Below are 14,442 nucleotides of genomic sequence, written 5' to 3' on the forward strand. Positions count from 1 at the left end.
GACGATGAGAAGAGATTATATACCGAAAAACGGCATGGTGATCTACCAACAAAAAGGCCTGTTCGCCTTCAGCATGGATTCCGTGCTCCTGGGCGCCTACGCCAAGCCGCGGGGCCGCACCCTGGACTTGGGATGCGGCAGCGGGTACTTGGCACTGATGGCCGCGGCGGATGCCGATGCGGTGGTGGCGCTGGATCGCGAGCCCGAGGCCGCGGAACTGGTGCGCAAAAGCGCCGCCGCAAACGGCATCGAAAACATAGAGGCGGTGACGGCAGATCTTCGAGACGCCGCCGTCGGCCGCTTTGACGTGGTGCTCACCAATCCGCCGTTTTTTAAGGACGGCATTCGAAACAAAGCGGCAAAGATCACCGCCGCCAAGCATTTGGACGACGATATGCGGTGGTTTTTCCACGCGGGGCGCCTGACGGTGCCGGGCGGTACGGTCTACGGTATCGTAGACATCGCCCGCTTTCAAGATGTGATAGAAGACATGAACGAGGGAGGGTTGCAACTCGCGCACATTCGACCGGTCTATTGGCGCGGGGGAGAAGAAGCCCGCCGATTGCTCTTTGCGGCAAAAAAAGGCGGGGGACGACATCTCCGCATGGATCGCCCCCTCTATATTTACGAGGGGACGGAGTATACTCGGGAGGTAGCAGCGTATTATGGAAGGTAAAGTATTTTTGTGTCCCACGCCCATCGGCAATCTGGAAGATATCACGCTCAGGACTTTACGGGTCCTAAAAGAAGCGGATGTGATCCTGGCGGAGGACACCCGACATTCCCTCCTCCTCTTAAAACACTACGAAATCGAGACGCCCTTGGAGAGCTATCATAAGTTTAACGAAAACGAAAAGATCGCGAGCATCCTCGAGCGGCTGGAGACGGGGACGAATTTTGCCCTGATCACCGACGCCGGCATGCCCGGGGTATCGGACCCCGGGGCGGTGCTCTTAAGCGCCCTCTTAAAAGAAGGCAAATCCTATGAGGTGCTCCCGGGCGCCTGCGCCCACGTCACCGCGGCGGCGATCGCAAACATCAAAGACGGACGCTACTTATTTTGGGGATTTCTGCCCCACAAGCGGAGCGCGCGTCTCAAGACACTGGAGGCGCTCAAAGAGGAAGCGGTGCCGGTGCTCTTTTACGAGGCGCCCCACCGCATTACGAAATTCGCCGAGGACGTCCTCGCCGCGCTGGGCAATCGCAATCTGATCCTGATCCGCGAGATCTCAAAATTCTACGAGGAGCGGATCGAGACCACGGCGGCGGATTTTCTGCGCGAAATCGACAGCTACACGGTAAAGGGCGAATTCAGCGTGTTGCTCATGCCCCAAGCAAAGGACGACGACGTCGACATTCTCTCGGCGCTTCAGGAAAAGGTGGAGGAGGGGATCAGTCCCTCCAAGGCGGCGAAGCTCGTGGCAAAGGAGTGGAACCTGCCCAAAAACTTGGTATATAAGGAGAGTTTGAAACTTTGAGGCAAGAAGACATCGTTCACTTTCAACGACAGATCGAGGCGCTAAACGACGCGCTGCACCGCAAATACGATGGGCTCCTCTCGATGACCCGGGCGGATCTCGGCAAGCGTATAACGCCCGAGATCGGTACCTTTACGCCCCTTACGCGGCTTTCGGACGGCGAGCTCCGCGCCGTGGGAAGCCTCTACGGCGTGGACGGTTCCACCGCGGGTAAGGGCGGCGCCCACCCCCACTATGTGCTGCTCTTTCAGGGGCTCGCCCTCTCGACCCGAGGGGCGGAAGAGCGGGTGCGCAAGCTCTATACCCCCGTCCTCACCGACGACGATGCCGTAACGGCGGAAAAGCTCGCCGATCGCTATCTCGCCGAATCGGAGCTCGAGGCGGCGATCCGCATCGTAGAAGAAGACGAGGACAGAAAAGACCCCGCCGTTTTGATAATGGACGGGGGGCTGTTGCGCTACAAGATCCACGCCCGGGACAAGTGGGAGGAGCTGCGGGCGCTCTGCCTGCGGGAGGGCGTCTTGCTGGTGGGGGCGATCAAAGACGTCAAGACCCGCGAGATCGCCAGTCGCACCGGAAAAGAGGGCTTTTACGACCGCGAGTTTTTGGCGGGCAAGCTGGACTACGGCGAGCTGTTGCTCCTCGCCGAGCGCGACGAAGAGGACGCCGAGAGCAAGGAATCGGCGGGCCTCAGAAGCGGCTTTTATCGCCCCTCCAAGCGCTGGGAGGTGGTGGGCCTTGACGTGCTCGAGGAGCAGGCGGATCGGCTGGTTTCTTTGGCGCGGCTCCTCTTTACCCTCACGCCCCAGCGGGGCCGCGGCGTGCCCTACTGGATCGACGTGGTGGACAAGCGCGCCAAGATTTCGCCCCGCGACATGGAGATGCTCCTCGAAGAGGGGATGGACCGGGATCTGATGGAGCGGTTTTTTGTATCGGAAAGAGAACGGAGAGTATAGATGCAGATCAAAGTCTTAGGCCTTACCAATCCCCGGGAAGTCACCGTGGGATCGAGAGACCACAATTTTCGCGTCAGTGAATATATCGTCATCGAAGACCCGGTGATCGGCGACGTTTTGGGCGAGGTGGTGGAATCGACCACCTACAACCGCTTTATTCCCCTGGACATCGGCGGCGATTTCGTCGACGACGACGTCCTCGCCTCCCTCAACGCCCTGGGCTTCGACGTGCAAAACGAGACCATCTACATAGGAAAAGTCCGTTTTGTGAGCGAGACCGTGGTGCCGCCCCTTACCGGATCCGACGGCAGGCGGCCTACCTTCGCCGAGGTGGAAGACATCCTCGTTCCCACCCCGCCGACAGAGGGGCTCACCTTGGGCGCCATTCGCAACACCGAATACCTCTACGATGAGATGGAAGCTACGCTAAAGGACCTCTTTCGCCTCTACGAAGCGGGGGGCGCCGCGGCCCAGCAGGACGTGCCCTATATCTTGGACATCCGCGCCATGCACCAATACCCCCATATCGGGATCTTCGGCGGGAGCGGCAGCGGCAAATCCTTCGGCATGCGGGTCCTGATGGAAGAATTGATGGAAAAGCGGATCCCCGCCCTGGTCTTAGACCCCCACTACGAGATGGATTTTTCGAACGCCGCTTCCGGGGGCAAGGACTATGCCGACCGCCACAACCGCTTTCAGATCGGCGGCGACATCGGCGTCAAATTCGAAGACATCAGCGCGGGCGATTTGAAAAACCTCTTGAGCGCCGTATCGGATCTTTCGGAGGCGATGGAGAGCGCGGTGGATCTCTTGTTTCGAAAGAACAACAGCATCGACACCTTTCGCGGCCTGATCGACGATCTGATCCGCGGCCACGAGGAGGGGGGCGAGGCTCGAATCCGCCAGATCGCCGACTACGCCGAGGGGCCCCAGGCGCTCGAGTGGAAACGCATCCTCGAAAACTTTGTCAAATACGGCCGTTCCACCAATATGTCTTCTCTAAGGGGAATTTTTTGGCGGCTTAAGAATCTGCAGTTCGCCGGGCTCTTCAACCGCGATTCCCGCGCCATCGAAGAGACGCTCTTTGCCGGCAAGGTGGCGGTGATCCAGGGATCGGCGCGGCTGATTCAAATGTATTCCACCTATCTGATCCGCCACCTCTACGGCCTGCGAAGAAACTACAAAGACGCGGGCTTTTTGCACCCGGGGGAAGGGGAATTCTTCCCGCCTTTCTTCGTCGTCACCGACGAGAGCCATACCTTCGCCCCCAAGGGGATCCCCGCGCCGTCGAAATCGGTGATCAGGGAGATCGCCCAGGAGGGCAGAAAGTACGGCGTGTTTTTGATCCTCGCCACCCAGCGGCCCACGCTCTTGGACGACACCGTAACCGCCCAGCTCAACTGTAAGATGATCTTTCGCACCGTGCGCGCCCAGGACATTCAGACCATCCGCGACGAGACCGACATCAGCGCCGAAGAGGCGGCGCGGCTGCCGTATCTCACCACCGGCGACGTCTTTATCTCCTCGTCCCATTTGGGACGCACGACCTTCGCGAGAATCCGCATGGCGAACACCGAAAGCCCCCATACCGAAAATCCCTTCGACGAATTGCGCGGTGCGCGCGACAAGGCGCAGACCGCGCTCATGGACGGCATTCGCCCGTATCTTCCTATCAATGTGTCCTCGGATCTGCTCTATGTGCAAAAAGAACTGGATACCGTCGGCATCCACTACACCGCGGAGGAACTGAAGACGGCGCTGGATGCGCTGTCGGAGCGAGGACTGCTTGTTTGCAAAAAGAATATGCTCAATATTTTAATTTACGAGGAGGTATAAATGCGCATCTCCTACGATCCCGTAGACCAAAACGCCGCCTATCTCTTTAAGCGCGGCGAGAACGTGCGGAGCTACGAGCTCTTCGGCCCCCACCGAAAGGGGAAGGACATGACGTTCACCCTGTTTGCGCCCCGGGCGCATCGGGTGGAACTCGCGAGCGCCTACGACGATTGGCAGGGCATCGAAATGCGTCGCGACGAGACCACGGGTCTGTTTACCGTCACGGTGGATATGCCCCTCTATACGCCGTACAAGTACAAGATCTACGGCGAGGACGGCTTGCACTGGAAGGCGGACCCCTTCGCCTTTTCCTCCGAGTCCATTCCCGGCACCGCCTCGATCGCGCTGCCGCTGGAGGACATCCCCGCGGGCGAGATCCTCGCTTCGCCCTTACAGGCGATCTACGAGGTACACCTGGGCAGCTGGATGCGCGACGGCGACCGCTTCTTAAACTACCGAGAGCTCGCCCACAAGCTGATCGACTACGTAAAGGATCTGCACTTTAGCCATGTGGAGCTCTTGCCCATTATGGAGCATCCCTACGACGGCAGCTGGGGCTATCAGATTACGGGATTTTTCTCGGTCACCGGGCGCTACGGCACCGCCGAGGACTTCGCCTATTTCGTCGACTACGCCCACAAGAACGGCATCGGCGTGATTTTGGACTGGACCCCCGCCCACTTCTGCAAGGACGAGCAGGGGCTCAGATATCTCGACGGCACCCCCACCTACGAATCCGACGAGGCGTACTACGCCGAAAACCGCATTTGGGACACCATGGCCTTCGACTATACCAAGGGCCATGTGCAGAGCTTTCTGTTCTCCTCGGCCAATTTCTTCTGCCGCTACGGCATCGACGGCATCCGCGTGGACGCCGTGAGCTATATGCTCTATAAGGGCTTCGGCGAGCGGGACACCGACACCAAAAATCCCGACAATCACCGAAGCGACACCATTTACTTCCTCAAAGAACTCTTGGCGCGGCTGCACGCCGAGCACCCGGGTCTGTTGATGATCGCCGAGGAATCCGAGGACTACCGGGGCCTCACCAAGCCCCTTTCCGAGGGCGGACTGGGCTTCGACCGCAAGTGGAATATGGGCTGGATGCACGACATCCTCGACTATATGGAGATGGACCCGATCTACCGTCAATATCACCATGACGCGCTCACCTTTCCCATCATGTATAGCTTTAACGAAAAGTACATCCTGCCCTTTTCCCACGACGAGGTGGTGCACGGCAAAAAGAGCCTGCTCGACAAGATGTACGGCGGCTACGAGGAAAAGTTTCAGCAGCTGCGGCTCCTGTATCTCTATATGATGGCGCACCCCGGCGAGAAGCTGCTATTTATGGGCCAGGAGTTCGGCCAATTTCGCGAATGGGTCGACAACGAACCCGTAGACTGGTTCCTCCTCGACTACGACAGCCACCGGAGCCTGCGGGACTATTTTAAGGCGCTGATGGCGGTGTATCGAACGAACGAGGCCCTGTCGAATCCCTGGGAAGGCTTCGACGGCTTTCGCTGGGACTTGGTCAATGCCGCCGATATTTCGACCATCGCGTTTAGCCGCATCGGGGAAAATCAGGAGATTATGGCGGTGATGAATTTCACCCCCGTGGGGCGCAATGTGCGCATTGCCGCCAAGGGCGATTGGCGCATTCTCTTCTCGACCCATATGAAAGAAGGCGCAATTTCCAATAAAGATGGGTATATAGACATACAAACCGACGGATACGAGGGAATCTATCTGCTTAAAGAAGTCTAAAGGAGGCACTATGGGAAACCGAACCGAAGTTCTGGCCATGCTCCTCGCCGGCGGCCAGGGCTCCAGACTCAAGAATCTCACCAAACATACCGCCAAGCCCGCCGTACCCTATGGCGGCAAATACCGCATTATCGACTTCGCCCTGTCCAATGCGGCGAACTCGGGCGTATCGAATATCGCCATCCTGACCCAGTACAAGCCCCTGCAGCTCAACGAGCACTTGGGGATCGGCGAGCCCTGGGACTACAACCGCTCTCCGGTGGGCATGAAGATCCTCTCGCCCTTCGCATCGGAAGAAGGGGGGCGCTGGTTTACCGGCACCGCCAATGCCATCTACGAGAATCTGGACTATATCGACTCGATGGATCCCACCTATGTGGTGATCCTCTCGGGCGACCATATCTACAAGATGAACTACATGAAGATGGTGCGCGCCCATAAGGAAAACAAGGCGGACTGCACCATATCGGTCATCGAAGTGCCTTGGGAAGATGCGAGCCGCTTCGGCATCGTAAACTTGGGCGAGGACGGCCGGATCGTGGAATTCGACGAAAAGCCCGCCCATCCCAAGAACAATATGGCCTCTATGGGGATCTATGTATTCACCTGGAATGTACTCAGAAAATACCTGATCGAAGACGAGCGGGACGAGGCGAGCGACCACGACTTCGGCAAAAACATCCTCCCCAAGATGCTCGCCGACGGCAAGGATATGCACGCCTTTCTGTTTAAGGGCTATTGGAAAGACGTGGGGACCGTGCGGAGCTATTGGGAGAGCAATCTCGACCTGCTGAACCCCTACAACGACCTCGACATGTTCGAAAACGACTGGCGCATCTACACCAACAACCTGAACCTGCCGCCTCACCGCATCGGAAAAAACGCCCATATCTCCGAGGCGCTGATCAACGAAGCCTGTCGCATTTACGGTACCGTGATAAAGAGCGTTCTCTTTTCCAATGTGACCATCGAAGAGGGCGCGGAGGTCGTCAACTCCGTCGTGCAGTCCAATGTCGTCATCAAAAGCGGCGCGCGGGTGGAAAATGCCATCGTCATGGAAAACCTGACCATCGAAAGCGGCACGCGCATCGGCGATGGCGAGCACGTCAGCCTGATCTCCGAAGACGGCATTACAGAGGAATAGGAGGTAATTATGCTAACGACCCTCGGGGTGATCGCCCCCACCTACGACGATTCGGCCTTCGGCAGCCTGACCCAGTCGCGAAATATTTCGATGCTGCCTTACGGCTGTCGCTATCGCTTTTTGGACTTTCCGCTCTCCAATATGACCGACCACGGCATACGCACCGTCGCCATCTACCCCGGCAAGAAGATCCGCTCCCATATGGACCACCTCGCCATGGGGGCGCCGTGGAATCTGAACCGGCGCTTTAACGGCCTGTTTCTCTTTCCGCCCACGGTGTCGGAAGATGCCATCAATAAATACGGCGAGATGGCGGAGTTTAAGTCGACGGCGGACTTCTTCGAAAGGAGCCGCGAGGAAAATGTGCTCTACTACCGATCAGGCATTTTGAACAAAGTCGACCTCAGCGGCCTGCAGGCGACCTTTCGATCGTCGGGGGCCGATGCGGCGGTGGTCTACCGCCCCGTACACGACGCCGATATGGAATACATCGGCATGCAGCGGCTCTTTTTCGACGAAGAGGAGCATTTGGAAAACCTCGGCTACCACTACGGGAGCGACGTCGACGTCAATCTCTACATGAATCTGATCCTCTTAAAGAAAGACGCCTTTCGCAAACTCGTGCGCCTCTCTATGGAGCGGGGCGACGTGTCCACCATGGAAGATGCGCTCTTTAAGTACCGACAAAAATTCGAGATTATCGGCTACAAATACGACGGCTTCTTCGACGTCATCAACAATATTAAAAATTACTACGACGCCAATATGCGCCTCTTAGACCCCGAACACTACGAAGAGGTGTTCTACCGGGGCGGAAAGATCTACACCAAGACCAAGGACGAGCCCTCCAGCTTCTACACGCAGAACGGGTCGGTAAAAAACAGTCTCCTCGCCAACGGCTCTGTGATCTACGGATCGGTGGAAAACTCGCTGATCTTTCGGGGCGTTACCATCGAAGCGGGCGCCACGGTCAAAAACTCCATTATTATGCAGAAATGTTGCATCAGAAAAGATGCCGTCGTCGTCAATTCCATCCTCGACAAATTCGTCACGGTGGGAGAGGGCGAGCATCTGATCGGCTCCGCACAGCAGCCCTATGTACTCCAGAAAAACCAAAGGATTGAGGCGGACGAATGAAATTTTTCTATTGCGCCTCGGAAGTCCACCCCTTTGTAAAAACGGGTGGACTTGCCGATGTTATGGCGGCCTTGCCCAAGGCGATCAAAAAATCGTACGACAAGATTTACGTGGTGCTTCCCCTCTACGGGCATATCGAAGAGCGGTTTCGCCGCGAGATGGAATATATCGGCTACGATTATGTAAAAATGCACGCCGACCGGATCTATATGGGCGTCTTTCACCTGCGGGAGGCGGGCGTCGATTACTATTTTATCGACAACGAGAGCTTCTTTCGGCGCACGGCGCTCTATGGCTACGAGGACGACGGCTATCGCTTCGCCTTTTTCTCGAAGGCGTGCGCCTCGCTGATCCGCTATCTCGAAATCGAACCCGACATCGTGCACGCCAACGACTGGCATACGGGGTTGGTGCCCCTCTACATCAAGGACTTTGCGGCGGGGGATGCGCGCTACCGTAAGATCCGCACCATCTTCACCATCCACAATATCAACTACCAGGGCTATTTCGGCGCGGATGTATTCCGCTACACCGACCTCCACAGCCGCTACTTTACCGAGGAGGGGGTGCGCTTTTACGACGGCATAAATATGATGAAGGCGGGGATTCAATTCGCCGACGGCGTCACCACCGTCTCCGAGACCTACGCCCGAGAACTGCGGGATCCCTTCTACGGCAAGGAGTTGGCGGGGTTGATCGAGTACCAAAAGGAAAAGGTCTACGGCATTCAAAACGGCATCGACACCGACGAATACGATCCTGAGCACGACCCGCTCCTCGCGGCGAACTACGGGCCCGACAGCTTGGACAAAAAGATCGAAAACAAGCGCGACGTACAAAAAAGATACGGCCTGCCCGAGCGCGACGTGCCGCTCTTTACGGTGATCAGCCGCCTGGACCCCCTGAAGGGGATGGATCTGATACTCGAGATTTTGGACAAATTTTTGGACGAGGACGTACAATTTCTGGTTTTGGGCACAGGGGAGGAACGCATTCAATGGAGTTTCAGAAGTATATGCGAAAGACGGGAGAACGCCTCGGCGAATATATTCTTCGACAACGACGAAAGTCACAGGATCTACGCCGCCGGAGACTTTTTTCTGGTGCCGTCCGTAACCGAGCCCTCCGGTCTTTCCCAAATGGTCGCCATGACCTACGGCAACATACCCATCGTTCGTGCCACCGGGGGACTGAAAGATACGGTCGTTCCCTTTGACGAGGCGGGACGCGGCGGCGGCTACGTATTTTACGACATCGACGCCCACGCCCTGCTCGCCGCCATGCAAAAGGCGAAGGACGAGTACTACGCCCCCATAGACCGCATACATCGACAAAGCGCCATGCGACAGGGCTTCGGCTGGCAGCGCGCCGCCAACGCCTATCGCGAATTGTATAAGGAGATCAGGAGGAAAACCCGTTGAAACACTGTCTCATGGGAAGGGGAACCTTCCGCAAAAACGCCCCCGGTCTCTCGGCGGAAAAAAAGATCGCCGTGCTCGAGGCCATGGAAGGCGACTTTCGCGCCTATTACCACCGTCCCGGCGAATTTCCCTATCTCGGCGGCATTCGAGCCGTAGATGGCGAGGGCTTTTCCGCCTTCGGCTACGCATACCGCGGCGAGGATTATGTCTACGAGAGCAAAAGCACCGTCGAAAACCTGCGGATCGCCCTTTCGGAGGTCTTTGCCGAAGAAGAACCCGAGATTGTCGTCGCCTTCGACTATCCCGCCCGCGCTCTGGTGGCGGAGATTCTGCGCATTCTGTACGACGAGTACGGTTACGAAAAGGACGACGCCGAGGCGTGGATTCGCAACAAGGTCTTTCTGCTCTACGAGGCGCCCGACGAGGACATCGACGATGCGCGCCTTGTGGAAATCCTTTCGGGCACCGACGCGGATTTTAGAGAATGCGTCGACTTCGGCCCTCTGCAGAAAGAATGGGAAGAAGCGATGGATGCCGTCGCGGCGGCGTATCGTAAAGAGATCGCCGAAAACCGAAAGAGCGCCTACAATAAAGACCTCAACTTCCCCAATCCCCGGGGCGTATTTATCGGCACCGACGGCAATCTCGCCGGCGAAATGTGGGAGGACATTCGAAAGATCTTCGAGGCCCTCACCGAACGGCCCCAATGGGACATTCCCGACATCGTCTTTTGCCTGGAAGACCGCGCCGATCCCGAGATCAATCTCGACCTAAGGACCCGGCATAAGATCAAGGTCATTCCCGTCGACTTTCTGCCCGATCTCTTCGTTACCGACGATCCCTTTCTCGAGGACTTTTACGGGCGCATGGCGATCGAAACCACAGTCGAGGTCGACCCCGTGGCCTTCGCCCGTTCCTGTCGCGACGAGACCGAGGGCGAAGGGGGGATCGGCTACGAATTCCACGTCTATGCCCCCGCCTTCGACGAGGTGTTTCTCTACCTCTATCCCGACGCGCTATCCCTTTCGCGGGAGAAAATCCCCATGAAAAAAGAGGGCGAGATCTTTAAGGTACAGATTCCCATGGAGCGCCTGCCCGTCTACTACAATTTCGGCGCCGCCGAATTCGAGATCGTCGACCCCTATGCCAAGGCGCTTTCGCTGAACGGACGGCGCGGCTACGCCTTTGATGAGATCGAGCGCTTTTACCGAGACGACTATATCGCGCGTCCCGCCCACCCCGTCATCTGCGAACTCCACGTCAAGGACTTTACCCTCGACGGCATTGAAGACGCGCTGGCGGGCACCTTCCTCGGCGCGGCACAGGCGGGGGTGCAAATCGCCGATACCCCCGTCGGCTTCGACCACCTAAAGGCGCTGGGGGTCGATTATATTCACCTTATGCCCGTTATGAACTACATCAGCGTATGGGAACAGAAGGCGTCGAAATACGACGCCGACAACTACAACTGGGGCTACGATCCCGACCATTATTTCGCCCTGGAAAACAGCTACGCCACCGACCCCGCCGATCCCGTCTCGGCGATCGAAGGGCTGTCCCACTTGATCGAGTCGGCCCACGGGGCGGACATCGGCATCGTCCTCGACGTGGTCTACAACCACCTCTATCTGGGCGAAAAATCCGATATGGCGCGGCTCAACCCCGCCTGTATCCGCTACCGAAAAGACGGCAACCTCTCGGACGGGAGCGGCACCGGCACCGAGATCGCGAGCGAAGACGTAGCCACCGGGCAGCTGATTCGCGACTCCGTACGCTATATGCAAAAGCTCGGCGTAGACGGCTTCCGCTTCGACCTCGCCGCCCTCACCGATTCCGACACCCTATCGAAGATCGAAGAGGAGGCCCGCGAGACCAATCCCGCCACCCTTTTGTACGGCGAGCCCTGGACCGCCGCCGAGACCGCCCTCGATCCCGCCCTGCGGTTAAATACAGACTCGCGCGAAATGCATTTCTTCGACGACGCCTACCGCAACGGCCTTCGGGGCGACAGCTATTCTAAGGAGATCGGCTGGATCGGCGGAGACGTCGACGCGCAGCCCTATCTGGAACAAGTGCTGATGGGCGAGGGCAAGCACCGGCACAATCTCGCCTACTTCTCTTGCCACGACGACCTCGTACTCGGCGACTTTTTGGATGCCGCCATGCAAGATGCCTCCGAGGAAGAGAAAGAGCGCACCATGAAACTCGCCTTTGCGGTGCTTATGATCACGCCGGGGCCGGTGCTCTTTCACGCCGCCGACGAATTTTTGCGCCGCCGCTACAAGGACAATCCCTACAACGGCCCGCTGGACAATGTGGTGCTCCATTGGCACGAACTCGTCAAAAAATCCCATCTTTCGGACTACGTCGCCGATCTGATCGCCCTTCGAAAAGAACTCGACCTTTCGAAACACAGCTTCCTGCACCGCGAGGCGGGTTTTGTCGTCCTCGAAAACGGCGACAAGCGCATCTTTATCAACGTCACCGACGCGCCCAAAGACATCACCCACTGGCTCTATCCCAAAACCCGCTGGCGCTTTATGGAACAAGGCGCGGCGGACAAGCGCTTCTACCTGGGGCAGATCTTGGGGCCCAGAAACTTCGTCGTCATCGAGGCGGAAGAATAAAAAAACACTCGCATTCGCAATAAAAGCTCGAAAAATCGCGGGGGGTGTTACAATATTCACAGGAGCCGGAAAGTGTATTCCCGCGGGAATGGCTTTCCGGTTTCGTATACTTACTAATTATTCATAGAAGAGGTGTAAAATGAAAAAATCGATTGTACTCGCCGTACTCTGTTGCTTTCTGTCTACCGGCGTATTCGCCCAATCGGCGCCGAATATGCACATATTCTTAGAGGGAAAGAGCATTCAGGCCGAAGAGGGCGCGCACCCGATCGTAAAGGACGATCGCATCTGCCTACCCCTGCGCTATATTGCGGAATCCCTGGGCTATACGGTGGATTGGAACGCCGAGAAGAGAGTCGTCACCGTAAAAGACGGCGAAAAGACGCTCGCCATGACCATCGGCAAAAAGGCATATGTCGCGGGAAAAGAAAACAAAAAAATGGATGTCGCCCCCTTTATCGAAGGCGACCGCACCTATTTGCCCATGCGCTTTGTGGGCGAAGCATTGGGGAAGGACGTCCAATGGGACGCCGCACACCGCATTGCCCAATTCGGCACCTTGCCCCACAAAAAAGCCGACCGGGGAGAGAAGATTTCTGTAAGCGACGGCTATAAATTCGTCATCCCCGAAGCCCTTGAAGATACCTTCGTCTGCGAAAATACCACCTCGGGCGTCTTGCTCTACGACAAAAAGAACTTCGACGCAAACGGCGAATACGACGGCTTTATCGGCAACTTCGTCTTGACCGAAGCGGTGGATACGGAAACCGTAAGTTATATTTTAGGAGAGATTTACGGCAAGTACCTAGTGTTCTATACCGTCGGTGATGTCAACTATAATCACGAAGACGTGGAGTTGACCCGTTCGTATAAAGATGCAACTGAAAAAGTCGTAGAGGTATTAAAGACCGTAGAAGTCGAGAAATAAGAACTACGGCCAAAAAACCGAAGTGTATAGTAAAAATTGGGATGCTTCCTATTCTGTTGTTTCGAGCAAGCTGAGCACTATCTTTATATAGAGACACATCGGAATAACAATCCTGTTCTGATATAACTATGGGGAGATAGATAGACATTATTTTAGGAGGAGTTGTATGAAGACAAACCGTTTTGCTTTGATGATCGCGATTTTTGCCCTGCTGCTCCCCGCACATTTTGCCGAGGCCAAGGGCACAACCGCTGGGGAGGGTACGGACGGCGCACGGCGGCAACACTTGCTTCGAAATACAGAGGTAAAGGATGACGGCCAGTCCCTGACCTACGGAGATTTCGGGCAGATTCTCTATAATTTGGTATACGAGGAAGAAAACACCGAGATCCAAAAGATGGCGAAAGATCGAAAAGAAGGCGAGGGGTTGAGCTGGCTCAAGGCGCTTTCTTTGGCGAAAGACGATATCTCTGCCGAAGATCCGGTCTCGAGAATCGAGGGAATCTATGTCCTATACGGCCTATTTAATCGCCTGAGCGATACGCCCGATATAAAGCAGGATCCGAATTTCGACTTTAAGGATTACGAAAAGATCGGGATCCCCTATAAGATCCCCTTGGCCTGGGTGCAAAGAGAAGGCTTATTTATCGGCAATGGAAAGGGAGAGATTCAGCCGGATGCGCCCCTTACGGCGAACGATCTCTCGCACGTTCTCCGTCGCGGCGAAGCGCTGTATAAGGGGAAAAATATCGTGAGACCCGTCTACTTCAACGCCTATGAGATCGAGAAGATCGAAGTGGAGAGCGCGCGGAAGCTCGGCGTAAAGATGGTATATACCGGCGCCGACTATATTGATGCGATGCGCGAAATTGTAAACGGCTATCGGGGAAGCGCCACCTACGCGCCGAGCGACGGCTGGGAAGATCGCATTACGGTCTATACCGCAGCGGGCGGGCACTTTTCTTATGAAGTTGCGGGCGATGTCCTCGTGCATCGGGGAATGGTCACAAAGGATAGGGCAAACGAGAAGTCCTACGCGGCACTGCGAGAGTATTTGATGCCGTAGGGAAGAATATAAACAACCCGTCGAGGGAACTCGGCGGGTTGTTTATATTCTATAATAATTATCTATCTCGGGAAAATGCCAT

General features: G+C 56.5%; 11 protein-coding genes. All 11 read left to right on the forward strand.

What is annotated here, in order from left to right:
* Nucleotides 1–4 precede the first annotated feature (4 nt).
* Nucleotides 5–676 carry a tRNA1(Val) (adenine(37)-N6)-methyltransferase gene (locus QO008_RS05135; protein ID WP_126464640.1) on the forward strand — a complete coding sequence of 224 codons (672 nt, stop codon included), beginning with the start codon at nucleotides 5–7 and terminating at the stop codon, nucleotides 674–676.
* Nucleotides 666–1,478, forward strand: a complete 813-nt coding sequence (rsmI, locus tag QO008_RS05140) for a 16S rRNA (cytidine(1402)-2'-O)-methyltransferase (RefSeq protein WP_126464641.1) — start codon at nucleotides 666–668, stop codon at nucleotides 1,476–1,478. Before QO008_RS05135 ends, rsmI begins: the two co-directional genes overlap by 11 nt.
* Nucleotides 1,475–2,434, forward strand: a complete 960-nt coding sequence (locus tag QO008_RS05145; RefSeq protein ID WP_307384903.1) for a DNA double-strand break repair nuclease NurA — start codon at nucleotides 1,475–1,477, stop codon at nucleotides 2,432–2,434. The genes rsmI and QO008_RS05145 overlap by 4 nt, the downstream gene beginning before the upstream one ends.
* Nucleotides 2,435–4,270, forward strand: a complete 1,836-nt coding sequence (locus QO008_RS05150) for an ATP-binding protein (RefSeq protein WP_307384905.1) — start codon at nucleotides 2,435–2,437, stop codon at nucleotides 4,268–4,270.
* A complete protein-coding gene (gene glgB / locus QO008_RS05155) occupies nucleotides 4,271–6,037 on the forward strand; it encodes a 1,4-alpha-glucan branching protein GlgB (protein WP_307384907.1) in 1,767 nt (588 codons plus the stop codon). It abuts the gene before it with no gap.
* Between the two features lie 10 nt (nucleotides 6,038–6,047).
* Entirely contained in the window at nucleotides 6,048–7,181 is a 1,134-nt protein-coding gene (locus QO008_RS05160) for a glucose-1-phosphate adenylyltransferase (RefSeq protein WP_307384909.1), read from the forward strand.
* A gap of 9 nt (nucleotides 7,182–7,190) precedes the next feature.
* Nucleotides 7,191–8,318, forward strand: coding sequence for a glucose-1-phosphate adenylyltransferase subunit GlgD (gene glgD, locus QO008_RS05165; RefSeq protein WP_126464645.1), 1,128 nt, complete (start codon nucleotides 7,191–7,193; stop codon nucleotides 8,316–8,318).
* The gene (locus tag QO008_RS05170) at nucleotides 8,315–9,739 is read left to right on the forward strand and encodes a glycogen synthase (RefSeq protein WP_307384911.1); all 1,425 of its coding nucleotides are present in this window, start codon (nucleotides 8,315–8,317) and stop codon (nucleotides 9,737–9,739) included. The genes glgD and QO008_RS05170 overlap by 4 nt, the downstream gene beginning before the upstream one ends.
* Nucleotides 9,736–12,366, forward strand: a complete 2,631-nt coding sequence (locus QO008_RS05175; RefSeq protein ID WP_307384913.1) for an alpha-amylase family glycosyl hydrolase — start codon at nucleotides 9,736–9,738, stop codon at nucleotides 12,364–12,366. The genes QO008_RS05170 and QO008_RS05175 overlap by 4 nt, the downstream gene beginning before the upstream one ends.
* A gap of 139 nt (nucleotides 12,367–12,505) precedes the next feature.
* Entirely contained in the window at nucleotides 12,506–13,294 is a 789-nt protein-coding gene (locus QO008_RS05180; RefSeq protein WP_307384915.1) for a copper amine oxidase N-terminal domain-containing protein, read from the forward strand.
* Nucleotides 13,295–13,460: 166 nt separating this feature from the next.
* Nucleotides 13,461–14,360, forward strand: a complete 900-nt coding sequence (locus tag QO008_RS05185; RefSeq protein WP_307384916.1) for a hypothetical protein — start codon at nucleotides 13,461–13,463, stop codon at nucleotides 14,358–14,360.
* Nucleotides 14,361–14,442: the final 82 nt, after the last annotated feature.

It is taken from the genome of Aedoeadaptatus ivorii (assembly GCF_030815095.1).
In the GTDB taxonomy this organism is placed as follows: Bacteria; Bacillota; Clostridia; order Tissierellales; family Peptoniphilaceae; genus Aedoeadaptatus; species Aedoeadaptatus ivorii.

Excerpts from the sequence above, each read along its gene's own strand:
- QO008_RS05135 (WP_126464640.1), top strand. The coding sequence starts at position 5 with ATGAGAAGAGATTATATACCGAAAAACGGCATGGTGATCTACCAACAA.
- rsmI (WP_126464641.1), top strand. The coding sequence starts at position 666 with ATGGAAGGTAAAGTATTTTTGTGTCCCACGCCCATCGGCAATCTGGAA.
- QO008_RS05150 (WP_307384905.1), top strand. The coding sequence starts at position 2,435 with ATGCAGATCAAAGTCTTAGGCCTTACCAATCCCCGGGAAGTCACCGTG.
- glgB (WP_307384907.1), top strand. The coding sequence starts at position 4,271 with ATGCGCATCTCCTACGATCCCGTAGACCAAAACGCCGCCTATCTCTTT.
- QO008_RS05160 (WP_307384909.1), top strand. The coding sequence starts at position 6,048 with ATGGGAAACCGAACCGAAGTTCTGGCCATGCTCCTCGCCGGCGGCCAG.
- glgD (WP_126464645.1), top strand. The coding sequence starts at position 7,191 with ATGCTAACGACCCTCGGGGTGATCGCCCCCACCTACGACGATTCGGCC.
- QO008_RS05170 (WP_307384911.1), top strand. The coding sequence starts at position 8,315 with ATGAAATTTTTCTATTGCGCCTCGGAAGTCCACCCCTTTGTAAAAACG.
- QO008_RS05180 (WP_307384915.1), top strand. The coding sequence starts at position 12,506 with ATGAAAAAATCGATTGTACTCGCCGTACTCTGTTGCTTTCTGTCTACC.
- QO008_RS05185 (WP_307384916.1), top strand. The coding sequence starts at position 13,461 with ATGAAGACAAACCGTTTTGCTTTGATGATCGCGATTTTTGCCCTGCTG.